The sequence below is a fragment of the Stenotrophomonas bentonitica genome (assembly GCF_013185915.1).
Classification (GTDB): domain Bacteria; phylum Pseudomonadota; class Gammaproteobacteria; order Xanthomonadales; family Xanthomonadaceae; genus Stenotrophomonas; species Stenotrophomonas bentonitica.
This window is the reverse complement of record NZ_JAAZUH010000001.1, coordinates 2,208,917-2,230,533: the sequence shown is the minus strand read 5'-3', so window position 1 is coordinate 2,230,533 and position 21,617 is coordinate 2,208,917. Positions and strand designations below refer to the sequence as shown.

Annotated in this window: 21 protein-coding genes; 10 read left to right on the top strand and 11 right to left on the bottom strand. The window is 66.1% G+C overall.

Annotated elements, in window-relative coordinates:
- The first annotated feature begins 8 nt into the window (after positions 1 to 8).
- Entirely contained in the window at positions 9 to 1,310 is a 1,302-nt protein-coding gene (hmgA, locus tag HGB51_RS09890) for a homogentisate 1,2-dioxygenase (protein WP_070207420.1), read from the top strand.
- A gap of 13 nt (positions 1,311 to 1,323) precedes the next feature.
- Here hmgA and HGB51_RS09885 read toward each other — a convergent pair whose 3' ends face one another.
- The gene (locus HGB51_RS09885; RefSeq protein ID WP_070207421.1) at positions 1,324 to 1,875 is read right to left on the bottom strand and encodes a hypothetical protein; all 552 of its coding nucleotides are present in this window, start codon (positions 1,873 to 1,875) and stop codon (positions 1,324 to 1,326) included.
- 133 nt (positions 1,876 to 2,008) lie between these two features.
- Between HGB51_RS09885 and HGB51_RS09880 the strand changes: the two genes are divergently transcribed.
- Together HGB51_RS09880 and HGB51_RS09875 are read left to right on the top strand one after the other, a co-directional pair.
- Positions 2,009 to 2,623, top strand: a complete 615-nt coding sequence (locus HGB51_RS09880) for a hypothetical protein (protein ID WP_070207422.1) — start codon at positions 2,009 to 2,011, stop codon at positions 2,621 to 2,623.
- Positions 2,624 to 2,653: 30 nt separating this feature from the next.
- Entirely contained in the window at positions 2,654 to 3,604 is a 951-nt protein-coding gene (locus HGB51_RS09875; protein WP_070207423.1) for a sodium:calcium antiporter, read from the top strand.
- A gap of 110 nt (positions 3,605 to 3,714) precedes the next feature.
- Here HGB51_RS09875 and HGB51_RS09870 read toward each other — a convergent pair whose 3' ends face one another.
- From HGB51_RS09870 to HGB51_RS09835, 8 genes are all read right to left on the bottom strand, one after another.
- Positions 3,715 to 4,104, bottom strand: a complete 390-nt coding sequence (locus tag HGB51_RS09870) for a Na+/H+ antiporter subunit G (RefSeq protein ID WP_070207424.1) — start codon at positions 4,102 to 4,104, stop codon at positions 3,715 to 3,717.
- A complete protein-coding gene (locus HGB51_RS09865) occupies positions 4,101 to 4,385 on the bottom strand; it encodes a K+/H+ antiporter subunit F (protein WP_070207425.1) in 285 nt (94 codons plus the stop codon). The genes HGB51_RS09870 and HGB51_RS09865 overlap by 4 nt, the downstream gene beginning before the upstream one ends.
- The gene (locus HGB51_RS09860) at positions 4,382 to 4,885 is read right to left on the bottom strand and encodes a Na+/H+ antiporter subunit E (protein WP_070207426.1); all 504 of its coding nucleotides are present in this window, start codon (positions 4,883 to 4,885) and stop codon (positions 4,382 to 4,384) included. The genes HGB51_RS09865 and HGB51_RS09860 overlap by 4 nt, the downstream gene beginning before the upstream one ends.
- Positions 4,882 to 6,417 carry a monovalent cation/H+ antiporter subunit D gene (locus HGB51_RS09855; RefSeq protein WP_070207427.1) on the bottom strand — a complete coding sequence of 512 codons (1,536 nt, stop codon included), beginning with the start codon at positions 6,415 to 6,417 and terminating at the stop codon, positions 4,882 to 4,884. Before HGB51_RS09855 ends, HGB51_RS09860 begins: the two co-directional genes overlap by 4 nt.
- Entirely contained in the window at positions 6,414 to 6,800 is a 387-nt protein-coding gene (locus HGB51_RS09850; RefSeq protein WP_070207428.1) for a Na+/H+ antiporter subunit C, read from the bottom strand. The genes HGB51_RS09855 and HGB51_RS09850 overlap by 4 nt, the downstream gene beginning before the upstream one ends.
- On the bottom strand, positions 6,800 to 9,628 hold the full coding sequence (locus HGB51_RS09845; RefSeq protein WP_070207429.1) for a monovalent cation/H+ antiporter subunit A: 2,829 nt from the start codon (positions 9,626 to 9,628) through the stop codon (positions 6,800 to 6,802). Before HGB51_RS09845 ends, HGB51_RS09850 begins: the two co-directional genes overlap by 1 nt.
- 368 nt (positions 9,629 to 9,996) lie before the next feature.
- A complete protein-coding gene (locus tag HGB51_RS09840; protein ID WP_070207430.1) occupies positions 9,997 to 10,482 on the bottom strand; it encodes an Mpo1 family 2-hydroxy fatty acid dioxygenase in 486 nt (161 codons plus the stop codon).
- Between the two features lie 9 nt (positions 10,483 to 10,491).
- Positions 10,492 to 11,418 carry a phosphoribosylaminoimidazolesuccinocarboxamide synthase gene (locus tag HGB51_RS09835; RefSeq protein WP_070207431.1) on the bottom strand — a complete coding sequence of 309 codons (927 nt, stop codon included), beginning with the start codon at positions 11,416 to 11,418 and terminating at the stop codon, positions 10,492 to 10,494.
- A 143-nt stretch (positions 11,419 to 11,561) separates the two neighbouring features.
- Here HGB51_RS09835 and HGB51_RS09830 point away from each other — a divergent pair, with 143 nt between their 5' ends.
- From HGB51_RS09830 to yegS, 4 genes are all read left to right on the top strand, one after another.
- The gene (locus tag HGB51_RS09830; RefSeq protein ID WP_070207432.1) at positions 11,562 to 11,891 is read left to right on the top strand and encodes a J domain-containing protein; all 330 of its coding nucleotides are present in this window, start codon (positions 11,562 to 11,564) and stop codon (positions 11,889 to 11,891) included.
- A gap of 41 nt (positions 11,892 to 11,932) precedes the next feature.
- Positions 11,933 to 12,610, top strand: a complete 678-nt coding sequence (gene rpe / locus HGB51_RS09825) for a ribulose-phosphate 3-epimerase (RefSeq protein WP_070207433.1) — start codon at positions 11,933 to 11,935, stop codon at positions 12,608 to 12,610.
- A 2-nt stretch (positions 12,611 to 12,612) separates the two neighbouring features.
- The gene (locus HGB51_RS09820; RefSeq protein WP_070207434.1) at positions 12,613 to 13,098 is read left to right on the top strand and encodes a GNAT family N-acetyltransferase; all 486 of its coding nucleotides are present in this window, start codon (positions 12,613 to 12,615) and stop codon (positions 13,096 to 13,098) included.
- 181 nt (positions 13,099 to 13,279) lie between these two features.
- Positions 13,280 to 14,233 carry a lipid kinase YegS gene (gene yegS, locus HGB51_RS09815; protein ID WP_070207435.1) on the top strand — a complete coding sequence of 318 codons (954 nt, stop codon included), beginning with the start codon at positions 13,280 to 13,282 and terminating at the stop codon, positions 14,231 to 14,233.
- A 27-nt stretch (positions 14,234 to 14,260) separates the two neighbouring features.
- Here the strand turns inward: yegS and HGB51_RS09810 are convergent, their stop codons facing one another.
- Positions 14,261 to 15,127, bottom strand: coding sequence for an ankyrin repeat domain-containing protein (locus tag HGB51_RS09810; RefSeq protein WP_246233419.1), 867 nt, complete (start codon positions 15,125 to 15,127; stop codon positions 14,261 to 14,263).
- Positions 15,128 to 15,238: 111 nt separating this feature from the next.
- On the opposite strand from HGB51_RS09810, the gene HGB51_RS09805 reads away from it, so the two are divergent.
- The 3 genes from HGB51_RS09805 to HGB51_RS09795 all read left to right on the top strand — a co-directional run bounded on the left by HGB51_RS09805 (position 15,239) and on the right by HGB51_RS09795 (position 20,785).
- Positions 15,239 to 17,620 (top strand): Tle-like phospholipase domain-containing protein, encoded by a 2,382-nt coding sequence (locus HGB51_RS09805; RefSeq protein ID WP_070207440.1) that lies wholly within the window; start codon positions 15,239 to 15,241, stop codon positions 17,618 to 17,620.
- A gap of 212 nt (positions 17,621 to 17,832) precedes the next feature.
- Complete coding sequence (trpE, locus tag HGB51_RS09800) at positions 17,833 to 19,308, top strand: anthranilate synthase component I (RefSeq protein ID WP_070207437.1); 1,476 nt, start codon at positions 17,833 to 17,835, stop codon at positions 19,306 to 19,308.
- A 196-nt stretch (positions 19,309 to 19,504) separates the two neighbouring features.
- Positions 19,505 to 20,785, top strand: coding sequence for a tyrosine-type recombinase/integrase (locus HGB51_RS09795; protein ID WP_003060765.1), 1,281 nt, complete (start codon positions 19,505 to 19,507; stop codon positions 20,783 to 20,785).
- Between the two features lie 83 nt (positions 20,786 to 20,868).
- On the opposite strand, the gene HGB51_RS09790 is transcribed toward HGB51_RS09795, so the two are convergent.
- Positions 20,869 to 21,516, bottom strand: coding sequence for a substrate-binding domain-containing protein (locus HGB51_RS09790; RefSeq protein ID WP_020307796.1), 648 nt, complete (start codon positions 21,514 to 21,516; stop codon positions 20,869 to 20,871).
- Between the last annotated feature and the right edge of the window lie 101 nt (positions 21,517 to 21,617).

Genomic DNA, 21,617 nt, shown 5'->3' with positions numbered 1-21,617 from the left:
AACCGACCATGACGTCCTCCATCTCCGCACGCGGCTACCAGACCGGTTTCGGCAACGAGTTCGCCACCGAGGCGGTGGAGGGCGCGCTGCCGGTTGGCCGCAATTCACCGCAGCGGGTCGCGCACGGGCTGTATGCCGAACAGCTGTCCGGCACCGCCTTCACCGCACCGCGCGGCAGCAACCGGCGCAGCTGGGTGTACCGGATCCGCCCGGCGGTGACGCACGGCGAGTTCCAGCCGTACGCGCAGCCGCACCTGCACAGCGACTTCGCGCACGGCGCGGTGTCGCCCAACCAGCTGCGCTGGGACCCGCTGCCGCTGCCGGGCACGCCGACCGACTTCGTCGACGGCCTGTACACCATGGGCGGCAACGGTTCGCCCGACGCGCATGGCGGGGTGGGCATCCACCTGTACGCGGCTACCGCCGACATGCAGGGCCGTTACTTCTACGACGCCGACGGCGAGCTGCTGATCGTGCCGCAGCTGGGTCGGCTGCGCCTGCTTACCGAGCTCGGCGTGATCGAGATCGAACCGCAGCAGATCGCGGTGATCCCGCGCGGCGTGCGCTTCCGCGTCGAACTGCCGGACGGACAGGCACGTGGCTATGTGTGCGAGAACTTCGGCGCGCTGCTCAAGTTGCCCGACCTGGGGCCGATCGGCTCCAACGGCCTGGCCAACCCGCGCGATTTCGAAACCCCGCACGCCGCCTACGAGGATGTGGACGGCGACTTCGAACTGATCACCAAGTTCCAGGGCCAGCTGTGGCGTGCGCCCATCGACCACTCGCCGCTGGACGTGGTGGCCTGGCATGGCAACTACGCGCCGTACCGCTACGACTTGCGCCGCTTCAACACCATCGGCTCGATCAGCCACGACCATCCGGACCCGTCGATCTTCCTGGTGCTGCATTCGCCCAGCGACACGCCGGGCACCAGCAACATGGACTTCGCCATCTTCCCGCCCCGCTGGCTGGTGGCGCAGGACACGTTCCGGCCGCCGTGGTTCCACCGCAACATCGCCAGCGAGTTCATGGGCCTGATCCATGGCGCGTACGACGCCAAGGCCGAAGGTTTCGTGCCCGGTGGTGCGTCCCTGCACAACAGCATGAGCGGGCATGGCCCGGATGCGGCCACGTTCGAGAAGGCGTCTGCCGCCGACCTCAGCAAGCCGGACGTGATCAAGGACACCATGGCCTTCATGTTCGAGACCCGCGGCGTGATCCGTCCCACCGCGCAGGCGATGGACGCTGCGCACCGCCAGCGTGGCTACCAGCAGTGCTGGAAGGGTTTGAAGAAGAACTTCAGCGCGTGATTCGAGGCGGGCGTCAGCCCGCCACCACCCCGGCCTGTTCCAGTTGCGCCAGGTGCGACTCCGGCAGCACCTCGAACAGGCGCTGGCGGACCCGCTCGCAGTAGCCGGGCGAGGTCAGGCCGGGCAGGGCGTCCAGCGCGTTGTGCAGGGCCGCGATCACCTGGTCGTCGCTGCGCGACTGCTGCAGCGCGTACAGCAGTGCGGCGGCCTGCGGGTGCCGCTGGAGTTCCAGGATGCCGAGCAGGTAGATGCGTGCGGCCACCATCGAGCGGCGGCGCTCGGTGACCGGCGCGGCCGTGGACGCCGCAGGCGCGGGTGCAGCGATTGACGGGGAGGTCAGCGGTGCAGCTGCGGGTGCGGGTTCCGCCGGTGCCGTCGACATCAGGTACCCGGCCTGGATCAGCTGGATCACCATGGCCGACGCCTCCGGCCCGATCATGGCTGAGAGCTGGGCCAGGTCGCGCTGGCCATCGCACAGGATGAGCAGGCGCCGTTGGCGCATGTCCAGGGGCGCACGGTGGGCCTGCAGGGCGTCGCGGGCGAGATCGGTCTTGCGCGGTTGCATGGGCATAGGGGTCGAAGCGGTGCACGCCGAGCCTGAACGGCCCAGGTGTAACTGTGATGACAGGCACGCTCTGCATGCATGGGCTGCACATTGCCCACGCTAGCCTGCGGACCATCCAGAGGAGGACGTGCATATGAAACAGCTGGGAGGCATTCTGGCCTTGGGCATCGCGCTGGCACTGAGTGCCTGCGATCGCGCCCCGGAAACCCCGTCGACCGACGCGGAGGCGGCGGTGGCCGAGCCGGCTGCGGCCGCACCTCCTGCGGGCACCTCGCCTGCCACGTCGGCCGCAGAGCCCGCCGCGCAGGGTCCGGCACGCCTCGACGGCTACGGTCCGCTGACCCTCGGTTCGTCCCTGGAGGACGTGCGCAGCGCGTGGAAGGAGCCCCTGCAGGGAGAGGTTCCCGATGATTACTGCCACGCCCTGCGGCCGCAGGGCAGCCAGGCCGACGATGTGATCCTGATGATCGAAGGCAACCGCCTGGTCCGTTATGACGTGCGCAACGACCGGATCGCCGCACCCGGTGGCGGCAAGGTCGGCATGTCGCTGGGCCAGCTGCAGACCCTGTACCCGGAACGCGGCGACCTGATGCCGCACAAGTACGACGAACGCGGCCACAACCTGCGGGTGCGTCCGGTGGCCGAGGGCGGCGCGCTGATCAACTTCGAGATCGACGGCGACGGCAAGGTCACCGCCTGGCGGGTCGGGCAGACCCCGCAGGTGGACTACGTGGAAGGCTGTTCCTAGAATCGGGCCACGACACCTGGGGATCCACCGATGATCGCTGCTACCGCTTGGTTCCTGCTGGGCCTGCTGCTGCTTGCATTGGGTGGCGACTCCATCGTCAAGGCCGCCTCCGGGCTGGCCCAGCGCTTCGGCGCCTCGCCCTTCGTGGCGGGGCTGTTGCTGGTCACCTTCGGCACCTCGCTGCCGGAACTGGTGGTCAATGCACGCGCGTTCGTGGTCGGCGCCGAGGACCTGGCGCTGGGCAACGCGGTGGGCAGCAACATCGTCAACGTGGGCCTGACCCTTGCCCTGGCGGCGCTGGCGGCACCGCTGCTGGTGCGGGCACGGCTGCTCTCGCCGCTGCTGATCCTGCTGGCCGTGGCCAGCCTGGCGCTGATCGTGTTCGGCCTGGACGGGGTGATCGCGCGCTGGGAAGGCGCGGTGCTGCTGCTGGGCTTCGTTGCGCTGCTGGCCTTCGTGCTGCGTGCGGCGAAGCGGGAATCGGAACCGGTGCGGGAAGCGATTGCTGGTTACGCGATGACCCGCACCGGCCTGGGGCTCAACCTGATCCGGGTGGTGTTCGCGGCGGTGTGCCTGTACTACGGCGCGCGCTGGATCGTCGGTGCGGCGCCGGTGATGGGCGCCAGCCTGGGTTGGTCGCCGTTGCTGGTCGGCCTGCTGCCGGTCGCCATTGGTACCGCGCTGCCCGAAGTGGCGGCAGCCGTCGTGGCGGCACGCCGTGGCCAGGGCGACATGGTGCTGGGCCACGTGATCGGCTCGAGCCTGTTCAACCTGCTGGTGGTGGTAGGCGGCATGGCCGCGCTGCGCCCGCTGGCGCTGCCCGAATCATTCGTGAAGCTGGAGCTGCCGGCGGCCATCGCCTTCGTGCTGGTGCTGTACCCGATGCTGCGCGGCGACCTGGTGGTCAGCCGGAAGGAAGGCGGGATCCTGCTGGTGGCCTTCGTGGGCTGGGTGATTCTCGAGCTGGCATTGTTGGGTTGATTGCTTTGGAACGTTTCGGGACCGCGTGGGACACGCATGGCGTGTCGCTACGCCAATGGGCTCGCCAGCACGCGTAGCGACACGCCATGCGTGTCCCACGCGGTGCCGGATCAGCTCTTCTGTTCCGGGTCCCCAGCGGGTTCCGGACGAGGCGGCGGCAACTGCTCCTCTTCCGCCGTCTCATTCCCCGGCAGACTCGGGCGCTTTTCCATCATCAGCGACAGCGCCGCCTTGGCCATCATGTGCGCGCTGATCGGGGCGGTGATGAACAGGAACACGGTGATCAGCAGCTCGCGCGGCTGCGGGTCTTCGCCCAGGAAGATGTGGTACAGCACCGAGCCCACCAGCACGCAGCCCACGCCCAGCGTGCTGGCCTTGGTCGGCGCATGCAGGCGCTTGAAGAACGTGTCCAGCTTCACCAGCCCCAGCGCACCGACCAGGATGAAGAAGCAGCCGAACAGCAGCAGCAGCGACAGCGCGATCTGGATGAAGGTGATCATTCGACGATGTCCCGGCGCAGCACGAACTTGCTCAGCACCACGGTGCTGCCGAAGCCCAGCATCGCAATCAGCAGCGCCGCTTCGAAGTACACCGCCGAGTTGAGGTACATGCCGAACAGCATGAGTTCGGCGATGGCGGTGACCGACATGGTGTCCAGCGCCAGGATGCGGTCGGGCACGGTCGGTCCGCGCAGCAGGCGCCAGGTGGCCATCAGCATGGCCAGTCCGACGATGTGCATGCACACCGCCATGGTGGTCTGGATGAAGGTGAAACCGGTCATGGGAAAATCTCCATCAGCGGGGCTTCGTAACGGCGCTTGATCTCCCTGATCAGCGCGTCTGGATCTTCCAGGTGCAGCACATGCACCAGCAGATAGCGGCGATCGTCGGACAGCGCGGCCGACACCGTGCCCGGGGTCAGGGTGATCATGCTGGTCAACGCGGCAATCCCGTGGATGTTGGCGATGTCCAGGGGCAGCCAGATGAAGCCGGGGTGGATCCGGCGCTCCGGCCCCAGCACCTGGATCGCCACGCGGATGTTGGAGACCAGGATGTCCCACAGCGTCACGCAGACCAGCTTGGGCAGCGGCCGCAATGTGCCGATGCGGGCGAACTCACGGTCCAGCCGCGCGGCGAACAACGGCACCACCACGCCCAACACCATGCCCAGCAGGATCTGGCCCAGGGTGAAGCTGTCGGACATCAGCACCCAGAACGCCGTCACCATCACGCTCAGCGACGGCGAGGGAAACACGCGGCGGAACAGCGGGCGACGGCTCATGGGTTGCGGATCTCCGGCGTGGTGGCACGCAGTTCGCCCACGTAGTCCTGCGGCGTGAGCAGCTGGGCGGCCATGGCATCGGTGTACTGCATCAACGGATTGGCGAACACGCTCATGCCGATGCCGTAGCAGAGCAGCAGCGCGGCCGCGAACAGCTCAACGGTGCGCGTGGGGGCCTTGCGCGGCGGCGGCACGCCTTCTTCCAGCACCGGCACGTGCCAGAACAGGCGGATGCCACCGCGGGTGATGCCCACGATCACCATCAGGCTGCTGCCGAGCACGGCGGCCCAGACCACGGCGGTGTACTGCGCCGGCATGCCGGCCAGCAGCGCCGCCTTGGCCAGGAACCCGGACAGCGGTGGAAGACCGGCCACCGACACCGCCCCGATCAGGAACAACACCGCAGGCGTTTCCTTGCCCGGCATCGGCGCGATGATTTCCTTGCGGTCGCTGGCGCCGCCACGGCGGCGTCGGATCAGGTCGGCAACCAGGAACAGCGCGGCGGCCACGAAGGTGCTGTGCGGCAGGTAGTACAGCCCGGCCGAGAGCACCTCCGGGGTGCGGATGGAGAAGGCGATGAACAGCGTCGCCGCCGACACCACCACCAGGTAGGAGATCAGCACGCGCAGGCGGGCAGCGGCCAGCACGCCCAGCCCACCGAGCAGCAGCGTGCCCACGCCGGCCCAGAACAGCCACTGGCTGCCGTAGCCCGCCATGGCACCGGCGTCCTCGCCGAACCACAGGCTGCTGACCCGCAGCACGGCGTACAGGCCGACCTTGGTCATGATCGCAAACAGGGCAGCCACCGCCGCCGGCGCGCGCGCATAGGCTTCAGGCAGCCACAGGTACAGCGGCATCAGCGCCGCCTTGCTGCAGAACACCAGCAGCAGCAGGCCCATCGTGGCCTTGGTCAGGGTCAGGTGGCTGGCAGGTACTTCGGCGATGCGCTGGGACAGCTCGGCCATGTTGAGCGAGCCCAGCGAGGCATACAGCAGGCCCAGTGCGATCAGGAACAGGGTCGAGGCGGTGACGTTGAACACCACGTAGTGCAGGCCGATGCGCATGCGCAGGCCGCGCCCGCCGCTGAGCAGGAGGCCGTACGAGGCGATCAGCATCACCTCGAAGAACACGAACAGGTTGAAGATGTCGCCGGTGAGGAACGCACCGTTCAGGCCGACCAGCTGGAACTGGAACAGCGCATGGAAGTGCGGCGCGCGGCGGTCCCAGCCCGAACAGGCGTGCAGCAGGCAGGGGATGGCCAGCAGCACGGTGGTCAGCAGCATCCAGCTCGACAGCCGGTCAGCCACCAGTGAAATGCCCAGCCGCGACGGCCAGTCGCCCAGCAGGTAGACCGCGATGCTGCCGTCGGCGGTCTGCGCGAACAACAGTCCCACGGCCGCGGCCAGCGCGGCCAACGTGGTCCACGCCACCGTGCGCTGCACCGTCGGCCCGTAGCGACGGTGTTCGACGAACAGCGAACACGCAGCACCGACCAGCGGAATCAGGATGGGCAGGATCACCGCATGGTTCATGCGCCGCCCTCCCGGCCGGGCGCGGTGTCGGGCTGCTCGGCCGCCTCATCCTCGTGCGCGTCGACATGGTCGCTGTGGTTGTCGCTGCGGCTGCGCATGGCCAGCACGATGCTCACCGCGGTCATCGCGAAGGCAATGACGATCGCGGTCAGTACCAGCGCCTGCGGCAGCGGGTCGGTGTAGTTGCCCAGGTTGGAATCCAGTCCCTGGCGCAGCACCGGTGCCTTGCCGCTGACCAGGCGACCGCCGGCGAAGATCAGCAGGTTGGTCGCGTAGGACAGGAAGGTCATGCCGAGGATCACATCGAAGCTGCGCGCACGCAGCAGCAGGTAGATGCCGATCGCACCCAGTACGCCGATCGCACTTGCCAGGGCCAGTTCCATCAGTGGGTCTCCCCGGTAAGTGCCGAACGGCGGGTGGGATCGATCTCGCCCTTGCGCGAGTCGCGGGTACGCGAAGGCTTCACCGTGCCCATCATCGACAGGATCAGCATCGCCCCGCCGAACACCACCAGGTACACGCCGGTGTCGAAGCCGATTGCACTGGCCAGCGGTACCGTGCCGATCAACGGCAGTTCCAGGTCGATGTGGCCGCTGGTCAGGAACGGCACGCCGAACAGCATCGATGCACTGCCGCTGACGATGGCGATCAACAGGCCCGCGCCGATGCAGCGGATGTAGTCGAAGCCGAAGCGCGACTCCACCGATTCGGTGCCCTGGATGACGTACTGGATCAGCAGCGGCACCGCCAGCACCAGGCCGGCGATGAAACCGCCACCCGGCGCGTTGTGGCCGCGCAGGAACAGGAAGATGGACACGGTGAGGGTCAGCGGGAACATCACCTGGGCCAGGTCGGCCGGCACCGGCAGCTTGATCGGCGGGCCGGGCATGATCTGCTCCGGCGCCATGCGCGAGCGCCGCAGCATGGCGTGCACCACCAGCGCGGCAATGCCGAACACGGTGATCTCGCCGAAGGTATCGAACCCGCGGAAGTCGACCAGGATCACGTTCACCACGTTCTCGCCATACGCCTCGGGCAGGGCGCGCGCCAGCATTTCGCCGGCCATGGTGTTGGGCGGCAGGGTCATGGCGCTGTAGGCCATGGCGGCCAGGCCGGCACCGCCGACCACTGCGATCAGCGCATCGCGGCGCTTGCGCCACGGCGACTTCTCCGGCGGCGACTGCGCCGGCAGGTAGTTCATGCCCAGCAGCATCAGCACCAGGGTGACCATCTCCACCAGCAGCTGGGTCAGCGCCAGGTCGGGGGCGGACAGGTACACGAAGGTCAGCGAGACCATCAGCCCGGTGCCGCCCACCACCAGCACCGCCAGCAGGCGCTGCCGGTACAGGAACAACGCGCCCAGCGCGCAGGCCATCATCACCAGCCACACCACCCAGCCCAGCAGCGACAGCGGCTGCGGCGAGGGCCAGTTGGGCGAGACCGGGTTGGCCACGAACGGCGCGGCGGCGACCACGATGGCGACCACCACCAGCGCCATCAGCATGCGCTGCAGGCTGCCGTTGGCCAGCGTGTGGGTCAGCCAGTGGGCGAAGCCGAATACCACGTCCAGCTGCTTGTGGAACAGGTTGCGGCCGGTGGCGCGGGTGATCACCGCATGCAGGTTGATCAGGCGGCGCAGGCCGAAGTACAGCGCGATGCCGCCGAGCACGCCGCCGATGCTCATCATCAGCGGCAGGTTGAACCCGTGCCACAGCGCCAGGCTGTACTGCGGCATGGCCGGACCGAGGATGGAGAAGGCGGCCGCGTGCAGTACCGGAGCCACGGTGATCGCCGGGGCGATGCCCACCGCCACGCAGATGATGACGAGGATCTCCACCGGCACCTTCATGAAGCGCGGCGGCTCATGCGGCACGCGGTCCAGGTCGTGCGGGCCCTTGCCGAAGAAGGTGTCGTGCACGAAGCGCAGGCTGTAGGCGACGCCGAACACGCCGGCCAGCAGCGCGGCGACGGACACCGCCATGCGCATCGGCTCCGGTCCCTGCGCGGTGATCGCCTCGGCGAACAGCATTTCCTTGGAGAGGAAGCCGTTGAGCAGTGGAATGCCGGCCATCGCCAGCGAGGCGATGATCGCCAGCGCGCTGGTGAACGGCATCAACCGCCGCAGCCCGCCCAGCTTGCGCATGTCGCGGGTGCCGGTTTCATGGTCGATGATGCCGGCGGCCATGAACAGCGAGGCCTTGAAGGTGGCGTGGTTGAGGATGTGGAACACGCCGGCCACCACCGCCATCGGCGTAGACAGGCCGAACAGCAGGGTGATCAGGCCAAGATGGGAGATCGTCGAATAGGCCAGAAGGCCTTTCAGGTCGTGCTGGAAGATCGCATTCCAGGCGCCGATCAGCAGGGTCAGCGCGCCGATCCCGCTGACCGTATAGAAGAACAGATCGGTACCGGCCAGCGCCGGGTGCAGGCGCGCCAGCAGGAACACGCCCGCCTTCACCATCGTGGCCGAATGCAGGTAGGCCGACACCGGGGTCGGTGCGGCCATGGCATGCGGCAGCCAGAAGTGGAACGGGAACTGCGCGCTCTTGGTGAAGATGCCGGCCAGCACCAGGAACAGCGCGTACGGGTACAGCGGGCTGCTGCGGATCAGGTCGCCGGCGGCCAGCACCGCGTCCAGCTCGAAGCTGCCGACGATGCGTCCGATCAGCAGCACGCCACCCAGCAGCGCCAGGCCGCCACCGCCGGTCACCACCAGCGCCATCCGCGCGCCCTCGCGGGCGTCCTGGCGGTGCGACCAGAAGCCGATCAGCAGGAACGAGCTGATGCTGGTCATTTCCCAGAACACCATCAGCAACAGCAGGTTGCCCGACAGCACCATGCCCAGCATGGCGCCCATGAACAGCAGCAGGTAACAATAGAAGCGGTGGGCGTTGTCGCGCGGGCTCAGGTAGTAGTGCGCATACATCACCACCAGCGCGCCGATCGCCAGCACCATGCCGGCGAACATCCAGGCCAGCCCGTCCAGCCGCAGCGAAAAGGCCAGCCCGATCTGCGGCAGCCATTCCCCGAAACTGCGCACGACCCCGCCATCCAGGATGCCGGGGGTCATGGTTGCCAGCAGCGCCAGGCCGCCCACGGGGGCAGCGGCGGCCATCCAGGCGGCGGTAGCGCGGGAGCTGCGGCTGAACACGGCCACGGCCACCGCCAGCAGGAAGGGCAGGGCAAGCAGCAGGAGAAGGTTGGGATTCATGCAGGGAATGCGGGATTCACGAGCAGGCCTTTCAGTCTAACAGGCGGGGATTTGTCGCGGAAAGACTCGATTACGCCATCAATTGCAGGCAACGTGCGTGATTCATTTTCTCTATCGCCACGCACACGCCCATTCGGGTACGTTCCATCGCGTATGGAGTCGTCCGGACATTCCGCGCAACGCGCGGTCCGGCGGCCGGTCGGCCCAGCAATGACGGGGGCTGCGCGCTGCGCAGCCGCGTCCAGAACATGAACGGTTCCCCCGTCCAACCGCACTCCCACGGCCATGCTCCACCCGCCCGCGTGGAGCAGGAGTGAGCATGATTTTCGTTCAGGTTCGCGTGGCGCCGGGCGCTGCCCGGCGCATGCTCAATACCGCCAGTCCATCCGGTGGTAGAACTTGGCCATCACCCAGGCCGGGCCGATCAACAGATAGGTCAGGTCAGTGAGGAAGCTGGGCTTGCGCCCTTCGTACTTGTGGCCGATGAACTGCGCGATCCATGCCACCACGAACACGCCCAGCCCCAGCCAGGCCAGGTTGGCCAGGCCGATCTCGGCTTCCAGCAGCCGGCAGGTACAGCCGGAGACGAAGAAGAAGGCCAGCATGCCCAGCCCCAACCGGCGCGAGAGCCGGTTGTAGAAGCACCACGCGGTGAACATCGCCACCCCCGCCCACACCCCGTACTGGAACCAGGTGATCAACGGCGGCAGGCACCACAGCAGGGCGACCACCGACCACAGGATCGCCGGTACCGCCACCACATGGATGCGCTGGTTCAGCGTATTGCGGTGGTCAGCCGAGTAGCTGGCGAAATACCGGTCGATGGGTCGCACAAGCTGGGTAGTCGTGGACATCGAGGTTCCTCAATCGACCGAAATTCCCGCCAGCCGCTGCAGTGCTTCAGCGTACTTGGCGCGCGTGCGTTCGATGATCTCCGCCGGAATCGCCGGGCCCGGAGCGGTCTTGCCCCAGTCCAGGGTCTCCAGGTAATCGCGGACGAACTGCTTGTCGTAGCTCGGCGGGCTGGTGCCGACTTCGTACTCGTCGGCCGGCCAGTAACGCGAGGAATCCGGCGTCAGCATCTCGTCCATGATGTACAGGCGGCCGTCGGCGTCGGTCCCGAACTCGAACTTGGTATCGGCCAGGATGATGCCGTGCTCGCGCGCGTAATCGGCGGCGAACTTGTAGATGCGCAGGGTGGCGTCGCGCACGCGTTCGGCCAGGTCCGCACCGACCGCCTTCACCATCGCGTCGAAGTCGATGTTCTCGTCATGGTCGCCCACGGCGGCCTTGGTCGAGGGGGTGAAGATCGGCTCGGGCAGCTGCTCGGCCTGGCGCAGGCCGTCAGGCAGTTCAATGCCGCTGACCTTGCCGGTGCGCTGGTAGTCCTTCCAGCCGCTGCCGATCAGGTAGCCGCGGGCGATGGCTTCCACCGGCACCGGCTTGAGCTTGCGGGTCACCACGGCGCGCTTGGCATACAGGGCCGGGTCCACGCCTTCGGGCAGCACGCTGGCCACGTCGATGCCGGTCAGGTGGTTGGGCATCAGGTGCGCGGTCTTGGCGAACCAGAAGTTCGACACCTGGCAGAGCATTTCGCCCTTGCCCGGGATCGGATCGGGCAGCACCACGTCGAAGGCGGACAGACGGTCGGTGGCGACCATCAGCAGGTAGTCCCCCGGCGGGGTGCCGGCAGGCAGCCGCTCGCGTGGAATGTCGAAAACATCACGCACCTTGCCGCGATGGCGCAAGGGCAGGCCGGGGAGATCGGATTGCAACAACGTGGTCGGCACGGGCACTCCTGAGGCTTCGTCGAGACAGCTGCCCAGGGCACCCGGAGGGCCCGCAGGGACAGCGGGCGGCCTAGTGTAAAGCGGGTTGGGCCCGCTGTGACGTAAAATGAGGATCCCTTGTTGCCACGGCCGCCCCGACGACCATGCGCTGGTACGGAAAACTGCTCGGATTCATCGCCGGCGCCCTGCTTTTCAGGCCCAATCCGCTGTTTGGCGCCGTGGTCGGCCTGCTCATCGGGCATGCCTTTGACTCCGACTGGTTCCGCCTGAACAGGGAGAACCCCTACCGCGAGCTGGGGCTGACCTCCGAGGCCACCGACGCCGAGGTCGACCTGGCCTACCGCCGGCTGATGTCCCAGTACCACCCCGACAAGGTCGTGGGCGCCGCCCCCGAGCTGCGCCAGCAGGCCGAACGCCGGTCGCGCCAGCTCAACGCCGCCTACGACCGCATCAAGACCCTGCGCAAGCGCTGAGCGCGCGCCGCCCCCTCTCCACGTCCCTGAAGGCCCCGGCCATGTCCAACTGCATCATTGCCCCGTCCATCCTGTCCGCCAACTTCGCCCGCCTTGGCGAGGAAGTGGACACCGTGCTCGCCGCCGGCGCCGACTGGGTCCACTTCGACGTGATGGACAACCATTACGTGCCGAACCTGACCATCGGCCCGATGGTCTGCCAGGCGCTGCGCAAGCACGGCGTGACCGCGCCGATCGACGTGCACCTGATGGTGGAGCCGGTGGATCGCATCATTCCGGACTTCGCCGAGGCCGGTGCCACGTACATCAGCTTCCACCCTGAAGCCAGTCGCCACGTGCACCGCACCATCCAGCTGATCCGCTCGCTGGGCTGCAAGCCGGGCCTGGTACTCAACCCGGGCACCCCGGTCGACATCCTGGACTGGGTGCTGGACGACCTGGACCTGGTGCTGCTGATGTCGGTCAACCCGGGCTTCGGTGGCCAGGCCTTCATTCCCTCGGCGCTGGACAAGCTGCGCGTGGTCCGCCAGAAGATCGATGCCAGCGGCCGCGATGTGCGCCTGGAGATCGACGGCGGGGTCAAGGCCGACAACATCGGCGCGATCGCCGCCGCCGGTGCCGATGCCTTCGTGGCCGGCTCGGCGATCTTCAATGCGCCGATCAGCTACAAGGACGTGATCGACCAGATGCGCCACAACGTAGCCAAGGCGCGGGGCTGAGGATGGGCGCGGCCGGCCTGCAGATCCGTACCGCCACCGCCGCCGATGCCGCGCTGATCCTGCGCTTCATCCGCGAACTGGCGATCTATGAGAAGGCCGAATCGTCGGTGCAGACCGACGAAGCCGGCATCGTCGCCAGCCTGTTCGGCGGCGACGCCAAGGCCCGCGCGCTGGTGTGCGAAGTCGATGGCACCGCCATCGGCTACGCGGTGTACTTCTACAACTATTCCACCTGGCTGGGCCGCAACGGCATCTACCTGGAAGACCTGTACGTCAGCCCGGATCACCGCGGCAGCGGCGCCGGCAAGGCACTGCTGCAGCACATCGCCCGCATCGCCGTCGCCGAAGGCTGCGGCCGCTTCGAATGGTCGGTGCTGGACTGGAACGAGCCCGCCATCAAGTTCTACGAAGCGGCGGGCGCGAAGCCGCAGAGTGAGTGGACGGTGTATCGGCTCGAAGGCGACGCGTTGAAGAACTTCGCGTCGTAAAAAAAAGACCGCACTCCTGCGAATGCGGCCCTGGGAATAGCGGGAGGCTGATCCTGCCTCCATCCGTCGTCCCTGCTATGGACTTCCATTCTCCGGACGATCGGTGACCGTTTGATGACGTTCACCGGGCCTGACATATCCCCCTGATAGCCTGCGCCTCCCCCTACCGTGGAAGTGCTGTATGCGTGGTCTTCGCTGGCGTCTGATCCTCAATGGCAAGTCGACCGGCAACCAGGAGGTGCGCGAGGCGGTGCATGCGCTGCGCGAGCAGGGGGTGACCCTGGAGGTCCGGGTCACCTGGGAGGATGGCGATGCCGAGCGGTACGTGGCCGAAGCCATCGAGCACGGGGTGGATACCATCATTGCCGCCGGGGGCGACGGCACCCTGAGCGAGGTCGCTGAGACCCTGGCGCACCGCGACGAACCGGCCGACGCCTTGCCTTCGCTTGGACTGGTGCCGCTGGGCACCGCCAATGACTTTGCCACGGCCGCCGGCATACCGGACGAGCCGCTGCAGGCCCTGCAGATGATCCTGGCCCAAACCGCCCGACCGCTGGACCTGCTGCGCATCGATGCCGAAGGCGATCTCTGGTGGTGCGCCAACGTGGCCAGTGGCGGCTTCGGCACGGAGGTGACGGTGGAAACCGACGAAGGTCTGAAGAAGGTGCTGGGTGGCCTGGCCTATCTGGTCACCGGCATCTCCCGGCTTGGCCGGATCGAGCCGATCCGTGCACGGCTGCGCACGCCGGACTTCAGTTGGGAAGGGGGCTTCATCGCACTGGGAATCGGCAACGGCCGCCAGGCCGGCGGCGGGCAGGTGCTGTGCCCGGAGGCGTTGGTCGACGATGGCCTGTTGGATGTCACCGTCATTCCAGAGCTCAGTGGCGAAGTCGCGTCCACCCTCGCCGCGCTGGTGCGTGGCGGCAAGCAGGGTGCACTGGAGCAGGTGGCCGAACGTACCCGGGCGCCGTGGGTGGAGATCGACGCCGACGAACCGATGACACTCAATCTGGACGGAGAACCGGTAAAGGCGCGCCGTTTCCGCATCGACTGCGTCGCATCGCGACTGCGCATGCACCTGCCGCTGGACAGCGCGCTCCTGGCCGAGCTTCGCCCGGCACCCACCCTGCGGTAGAGCCACGCCTTGCGTGGCTGCCACACATCAAAGCAACGGCACATCTTCCTCGCGCGACGGGAACTTGAACGCCTCCCGCTTCTTCCGGATGTGCTCAGGCATCGGTGGACGTTCAATGCCGCGCGCAATCAGCCATGCCTGGCTCTTCTTTTGCCACGGCAGAAGATCCGGTGTGGTGATTTCCCAGTAAATGTCTTCCACCATCATCTGGCGCGCGGGACCATTCGACCCCGCCGCAGCGGGCGCGGATATCGTCGGGTCCGCCCCATGTTCCAGCAACCAGTACGCCGCGTCGAAGCCACCACGTGCCGTGTACCAGCTCAGTACCGTGTCGGCCTGGCCAAGATTGTTGTCGTTGACCCTGGCGCCAGCCTCAACCAGCTGCTGCACATTCTTCCATTGATTGCCGTTGATGAACGCCTGGAACAGCAGCGACTCTCCGCCGCTGCTGCGGGTGTTGGGATCACCGCCATGCTTGAGCAACAGCCGCAGGAATGCCGGATCTTCCAGGCGCACCGCATACACCATGGCGTTGTTGTACTTGAACGGCTTGCCATCGACCTCCCGCACCCGCCGTGCATTCGGGTTGGCGCCGTTGTCCAGCATCGCGCGTAGTCCTTCCAGATTGCGCGCGCGCAACGGCCACGCGAGCAGCGGGATTCCATCGCGTTTGGCGAACTCGACGTCGGGGTCGACCCCATCGCTTTTCATCAGGCGCTGCACTTCCGCAGCATCGCCACGTTCGCTGGCAACGGCCAGTGCAAGCGCCTTGCCTTCGAAGTACTGTCCCGCGCCCTGTGCAGATGATGCCGTGCATCCACAAAGGAGAAAAACTGTCAGCCACGCCGCAAAAAGAACGGATTTCGTTGTCATCGTGTGAAGGCGCAACGGCATGATCTTCCTCAATTCGGTCCGTGAAGGGTGACAGTAGCAAAGTGTTCTAGTATTCGATAAGGCGTGCGACGCGAGAGCGTCGCGCGCTTTCACTGTGCAATGGAGCATGCCATGAGTGGTCCCGACAACGAGGCGCGCAGCCGCGCCATCCAGGAACAGAATCGTCTCGTCCAGCAACTGCGCGACAGCGGCAACGACAACGCGGCAGATCGACTGCAGGAGACCTATCACGCGCGCGAGATGTCCGGTCTGGCCGCAGACGTCTATCTTTCGGCAAAGCACGATGGCGAGCCGCCTGCAGGCTGGACACGCGCGAGCGTGGATCCTGCGGCGCTGCGGGCCGCTGGCATCGAGATGTCGGACGCGGAAATCCGAGTCCGCCTGCAGCCGCCAGATTCAGGGTTCCGTGCGGAAATCTACCTTCCAGACAAGCGCGTGTTTGGAGATGATGCCAAGCCCGTAGTGGTGTTCAAAGGTTCGACCGGCGAGATCATCGATCCTGCCGCGCCGAGTGGTCGTCGCGAATCGGGCGGCGAAGACTTCCTCAACAATGGCCAGCAGGGTATTGGCATGCGCAGCGATTACTATGATCGCGCGATGCAGTTGGGTGCGCTGTTGAACCAGAAAACGGCGGGCAATTTCGAAATCGCCGGCCACTCCCTCGGTGGCGGCATGGCCTCTGCGGCGTCGGCCGTGACCGGTGCGCGTGCCACCACCTTCAATGCAGCCGGCCTGCATCCCGACACCGCTTCGCGGTACGCCAAGGACAACGGGCTGCCTACATTCAATCCGCAGCAGACCGTGCATACGTATCAAACCAGTGGTGAAGTACTCAACGATGTGCAGAACGGCCTGCAGCGCTTGAACGAGCGCCAGCGCAACGGTTACGGACTGCTGGCCAACGAAGCCAGCAAGCTGCTGCAGGAACCCATGATGCAGTCGCTGGTCACCGAGAAGATGCGCGAAATGCTGCCGCCCGGTGCGCAGACCGCCGCCGCGCAGTTCGTCGAGCAGCTGGGGTCCAAGCCCGGCAATGAAGCGCTGCGCAACGTTCCGGTGGCGGCCGGTCGCATGGAGATCGTGCTGGATGCCAAGACGCGCATTGCGGGCGAGCTGGTCGACCGTGCACGCACCGCCGCGCCCAGCCAGGTCGCCGAACTTGCGGGTCCGCTGTCCACCGTGCTGCACGCCGGTGCGCAGGGCATGCGCGCCGGTCGCGTAGCGGGCGAACAGGTCGAACGTGCCGGTGCTGGCGTGGCGTACGCACTGGACAAGACCGGTGATGGCCTCGAGCAGGTCGCACGGGTGCAGGGCATGGTGGTCGGCAAGGTGGTGGAAACCGGGTCGGCCACGCTGCGGGTCGGCGTGCAGGGCGGCACCACGGTGATCGCCAGTGGGCGCGAACTGACCGGCATGGTGGAAGCTACCCGCGACCGCGTGCGCGGCCACCTGATGGCCGGGCCGCTGTCGGCGCTGTCTGCCGGTGCGGACCTGATCGGGTTGGACGACGTATCGAAGCGCTTGCAGGCAAACGCCGAGCAGATCCGTACCACACAGGAGAGCCGCGCCGTTGAAGCCGAGCGCGAGGCGCGCGAAGACGCCGCCACCGTGCGTGCGGCCGGGCAACGCGTCGCTGACGGCATCGACCGTCAGGGACAGTGGGTGGCCGGCACCCTGCGAAATGGCTACGCCACCGCCGGTGCCTACGTCGACCAGGGCTACGACTTCTCTGCGTACCACGTGAAGAACGTCACCGCGCAGGCGCCTGCCGTACTCGCCACCGTAGGTGGCGTGGGTACCGCGACCGCGGCGGCCGTTGCCACGCATGTGCCGACCGCCAACCGCCCGCAGAACCTGCTCAACCTCGCCGAAACCGCCGTGTTCGCCAACCGCATCATGCCGTCCTTCGGCGAGGCGGCCGCGCGCCATGGCATGGCAGATACCGTCATTCCAAGCCTCGATGCCGAACTGGAGAAGCAGGAGGCCCGCGCCCGCGACCTGCTGGAAAAGCACGAACGCATCCAGCACCCGGGTGAAAAGCACGCTGCGATCGCCGCCGAGCCCTCCACGCTGGTGGTCGGCATCAACGACCCCGGCCACAGGCAGTACCACATGTTCCAGGGTGCCCAGTCGGGTGTTCATGGCATCGATGCAGCCCACAACCGCGTGCCCGACCTGCAGAGCGACCAGTTGGCCGGTGCACTGGCGGCCAAGGCCACGCAGGAAGGCCTGGAACGCATCGAGCGGGTCGTACTCAGCGAGGACCGCACCCGCGTGTTCGCCGTCGATACCCAGGACCTGACCTCGGTGCACCGCCAGCTGGCGCAGGTGGACGTGGTTGCCGGCCGCCAGCAGCCGCTCAGCGTGAGCACCGAGCAGGTGGCCGAGGTCCAGCGCCAGCAGGAGCGATCCGCCGCGGCGCCGGCGCTGGCGGCCGACCTGGGCGCCGAACAGCGCGAACAGGAGCAGCAGGCCGCGCGCCGCATGGGCTGACGCATCTGGCCTTGTCGGCGGCTGAACCGCCGACGGGGCCGGGATTCGACCGGGCGTAGGCGGGTTCCATCCGGTGCCGCCAATGCGGTACAGTCCCCGGGTGTCCATTCTGACGACCCCGCATACCCTTTCTTCCGCTCGCCGTGGTTGGCGATGGTGGCCTGTTGCCGTCGTCCGTCCCGCCACCGCCGTTTCCCGGAAGGAAAGTCGTCTTGATCACGCTCGAGCAGTTCCAGCAGCAGGCCGCTGAAGGCCATACCCGCATCCCCGTCGTCCGCGAAGTGCTGTCCGACCTGGACACGCCGCTTTCGGTCTATCTGAAGCTCGCCGACGGCCCGCACACCTACCTGTTCGAATCGGTCGAAGGCGGCGAACGCTTCGGGCGCTACTCGATCATCGGCCTGCCGGCGCGGCGCGTGTATGCCTTCCATGGCCATACCCTGACCGTCAGCGAGGCGGGGCAGGTGGTGGAAACCCGCGACGTGGCCGACCCGTTTACCGAAGTCGAGGCGCTGCGCAGCGCCCATTCGGTGCCGAAACTGGCGGGCCTGCCCGGCTTCACCGGTGGCCTGGTCGGCTGGTTCGGGTTCGAGTGCATCGGCTACATCGAACCGCGCCTGGCCCCGCCGCGCGGACGCGATGAGCTGGGTACCCCGGACATCCTGCTGCTGCATTCCGAAGACCTGGCGGTGTTCGACAACCTCAAGGGCCGCCTGTACCTGATCGTGCATGCCGACCCCGGCCAGCCCGGCGCATGGGACGACGCGCAGGCGCGCCTGGATGCATTGGTGTCCAAGCTGCGCGCCCCGGGCGCGGGCTACCCGGCGCCGATCACCCGCGACGTGCTGGACGAAAACGACTTCGTGTCGGGTTTCACCCGCGAAGGGTTCATCGCTGCGGTGGACAAGTCCAAGGAATACATCCGCGCGGGCGACATCTTCCAGGTGGTGCTCAGCCAGCGTCTGAGCGTACCGTTCAAGGCGCGCCCGGTGGACGTGTACCGGGCGCTGCGCGCCCTCAACCCGTCGCCGTACATGTACTTCCTCGACACCGGCGACGTACAGGTGGTCGGCTCCTCGCCGGAAATCCTGGTGCGGCTCCAGGACGGCGAGGTCACCGTGCGCCCGATCGCCGGTACCCGTCCGCGCGGCGCCACGGTGGAAGAAGACAACGCACTGGAAGCCGAGCTGCTGGCCGACCCGAAGGAACGCGCCGAGCACCTGATGCTGATCGACCTCGGTCGCAACGATGCGGGTCGCGTTTCAAAGGCGGGCACGGTGGAGGTAGGCGAGCAGTTCGTGATCGAACGCTACAGCCACGTCATGCACATCGTCAGCGAAGTCACCGGCCAGCTGCAGCCGGGCTTGAGTTATGCCGACGTGCTGCGCGCGACCTTCCCTGCCGGCACCGTCAGCGGCGCGCCGAAGATCCGTGCGCTGGAAGTGATCCGCGAGCTGGAGCCGATCAAGCGCAACGTGTATGCCGGCAGCATCGGCTACATCGGCTGGCATGGCGACGCCGACACCGCCATCGCGATCCGCACCGCGGTGATCAAGGACGGCCGCCTGCACGTGCAGGCCGGCGCCGGCATCGTCTACGACTCGGACCCGGGCAAGGAATGGGACGAGACCATGAACAAGGGCCGCGCCCTGTTCCGCGCTGTAGCCCAGGCCGCCAAGGGCCTCTGACCAGGAAATTCCGATGTTGTGGATGATCGATAACTACGATTGAGGTCTACTGGCGTCTATCAACCTCCATGGAACAACTCTAAGTCTATGTTTTTAAAGGGTTGATCGTCCATCGAGCGATTCTGAAAGCTGGACAAATCCAGTGCTCATGTGTGTAATGGAGTGTGTAACGGGCCAAACTGGAGGCGTTATACACATGGCACTCACAGCACTCAATCTTCTCTCGGCGCGCAAAGTGGAAACGGCGCAGCCCAGGCCCAAGGTGTACCAACTCCGGGACGGAGGCAGCCTCTTTTTGCGCGTTCAGCCCAACGGCTCCAAGCTCTGGTGGTACCGCTACCGGCTGGGCGGCGCTGAACAGGTGTACTCAATCGGGGTGTACCCAAAGGTCACGCTGGAGGCAGCCCGTGCGGAACGGGACCGGGCAAAGGCGTTGGTCAAGAAGGGCCTCGACCCCATCGTGGAGAAAAAGGCGGCGATCGCCCTCCAGGCCGACACATACGAACGCACGTTCGAGACCGTTGCTCGGGAGTGGATCGTCAGCAATGCTCACTGGAGCGAGTACTACACCAACCAGGTCACCAGCTACCTTGAGAAGGATGTTTTCCCCCGGATTGGCAAGTTGCCGATCAGCAGCATCAGGGCTCCACATCTGCGCCCCATCATCAAGGATGTGGCGGCTCGTGGCGCGAAGACTGTGGCGATCCTCATCCGCCAGTGGTGTGGGCAAATCTTCAGTTATGCGGCTGCCCAAGGTCTCTGCGAATACGATCCTGCCGCCTTGCTCAAGGGACTGGTCAAGCGCCCTCAGGTCCGCCACAACCCTCCGTTGACATGGGCAGAGATCCCGGACTTTCTCAATCGTGTGGACAACGAAGGGGGTTACCAGACGACAGTCCTCGCCCTCAAGCTGATGGCTTTGACCTACGTGCGCACCGTAGAACTGCGCAAGGCCTCCTGGGAAGAGTTCGACCTGGACAACGCCATGTGGTCGATTCCGTCCGAGCGCATGAAGATGCGACGCCCCCATCTGGTTCCCCTGTCACGGCAGGCGGTGGCCGCTCTTAGGGAACTACATGCTCTAACTGGCGGCGGCAAAGTATTGTTCCCGAGCTACAGAAAGCCGGGACAAGTGATGTCGGCAACGACGCTCAATCAAGCACTCAAGCGCATGGGTTATGGCGGACGGTTTTCGTCCCATGGCTTCCGCTCGACCGCAACGACGATCCTTGGACTGTTGGGATATCCGGAGAAGCGGGTCGATCTTCAACTCGCTCATTCCAAAAAGAGCAAGGACTCATCGCGCGCGCCCTACGATCACACGAAGTTTGTGGAGTCCCGCAAGGTAATCATGCAGGACTGGGCTGACATCCTTGACTCATTGCAGGCAGGGAAACCCGTTGAAGGGGTCACGAAGGCGTTTGGCCCCATGTCGAAGCGTAGAACGGCGCTGCTCCGTGTCATAGAGCGCGAGTGATGTCTGCTGCTTGGCGAGTGGAATGCCTAATGCACGTGTAGCACCTTGAACTGAAGACGCAGAACGAGGACATTGGCACTCGACTAGGTTGGAGCATTCTTGGCGACCTGCAGTGCTCTGCGCTCGAACCGCTCTGAAACAACGTCGGCTTGTCCGCAGGGCCGCTGCAGGTGGGTCACGATCTCGTAGGGTCCGTCAGACAGCGGCCGTGTGTGAATGCCCCATCCCTGCGCATGCTCAATGCGCGATTGCGCGGATACCCCGACGCCGTAGCCGGCAGCGACCCATAGCGCGATCATCTCGAAGGAAGAGACACGCTGAATGTTCTGTTGACTCACCGCGGGAAGAGAAGGCAGCCGCTGATCCAGCAAAGGGCAATTCTCTGCAGGCCAGCGAAAGACGGAGTAGTCCAACAGTTCGGCGATCGTGAGCTTCGCCTGGTCAAGTAAGGGAAAGCGCAACGGCATGGCGACGGCCATGTTCTCGGTCCATAGAGGTTGGCTTTTCAGCGACGGATCGCTCGATCCTTCAAGCGTCATGCCCGCGTCGTAGCGGCCTTCCCGAAGTCCCGCAATCAAATCATCGGCTGTGACCTCATGAAACGAAATGGTGACTTCCGGCTCTTCCGCACGCTGCAACGCAAGCAATGCCGAAAGATGCGATGACGGTACGCCAGGCGCTATGGCAAGCCTGAAATTGGAAAAGGAAAACTGGCTGGTGGCGTCGTGCATGAGAGCCCCCACAAAGCGATCGGATCAAAAAGGCGAGCCACCATGATAGCCAAAAGAGATATCTTTAACGTGGTTAAATTCGGTCGATTGATCGACGCTTC

Coding starts and splice junctions, on each gene's coding strand:
- hmgA (WP_070207420.1), top strand. CDS start 9: ATGACGTCCTCCATCTCCGCACGCGGCTACCAGACCGGTTTCGGCAAC.
- HGB51_RS09885 (WP_070207421.1), bottom strand. CDS start 1,875: ATGCAACCGCGCAAGACCGATCTCGCCCGCGACGCCCTGCAGGCCCAC.
- HGB51_RS09880 (WP_070207422.1), top strand. CDS start 2,009: ATGAAACAGCTGGGAGGCATTCTGGCCTTGGGCATCGCGCTGGCACTG.
- HGB51_RS09875 (WP_070207423.1), top strand. CDS start 2,654: ATGATCGCTGCTACCGCTTGGTTCCTGCTGGGCCTGCTGCTGCTTGCA.
- HGB51_RS09870 (WP_070207424.1), bottom strand. CDS start 4,104: ATGATCACCTTCATCCAGATCGCGCTGTCGCTGCTGCTGCTGTTCGGC.
- HGB51_RS09865 (WP_070207425.1), bottom strand. CDS start 4,385: ATGACCGGTTTCACCTTCATCCAGACCACCATGGCGGTGTGCATGCAC.
- HGB51_RS09860 (WP_070207426.1), bottom strand. CDS start 4,885: ATGAGCCGTCGCCCGCTGTTCCGCCGCGTGTTTCCCTCGCCGTCGCTG.
- HGB51_RS09855 (WP_070207427.1), bottom strand. CDS start 6,417: ATGAACCATGCGGTGATCCTGCCCATCCTGATTCCGCTGGTCGGTGCT.
- HGB51_RS09850 (WP_070207428.1), bottom strand. CDS start 6,800: ATGGAACTGGCCCTGGCAAGTGCGATCGGCGTACTGGGTGCGATCGGC.
- HGB51_RS09845 (WP_070207429.1), bottom strand. CDS start 9,628: ATGAATCCCAACCTTCTCCTGCTGCTTGCCCTGCCCTTCCTGCTGGCG.
- HGB51_RS09840 (WP_070207430.1), bottom strand. CDS start 10,482: ATGTCCACGACTACCCAGCTTGTGCGACCCATCGACCGGTATTTCGCC.
- HGB51_RS09830 (WP_070207432.1), top strand. CDS start 11,562: ATGCGCTGGTACGGAAAACTGCTCGGATTCATCGCCGGCGCCCTGCTT.
- rpe (WP_070207433.1), top strand. CDS start 11,933: ATGTCCAACTGCATCATTGCCCCGTCCATCCTGTCCGCCAACTTCGCC.
- HGB51_RS09820 (WP_070207434.1), top strand. CDS start 12,613: ATGGGCGCGGCCGGCCTGCAGATCCGTACCGCCACCGCCGCCGATGCC.
- yegS (WP_070207435.1), top strand. CDS start 13,280: ATGCGTGGTCTTCGCTGGCGTCTGATCCTCAATGGCAAGTCGACCGGC.
- HGB51_RS09810 (WP_246233419.1), bottom strand. CDS start 15,127: ATGCCGTTGCGCCTTCACACGATGACAACGAAATCCGTTCTTTTTGCG.
- HGB51_RS09805 (WP_070207440.1), top strand. CDS start 15,239: ATGAGTGGTCCCGACAACGAGGCGCGCAGCCGCGCCATCCAGGAACAG.
- HGB51_RS09795 (WP_003060765.1), top strand. CDS start 19,505: ATGGCACTCACAGCACTCAATCTTCTCTCGGCGCGCAAAGTGGAAACG.
- HGB51_RS09790 (WP_020307796.1), bottom strand. CDS start 21,516: ATGCACGACGCCACCAGCCAGTTTTCCTTTTCCAATTTCAGGCTTGCC.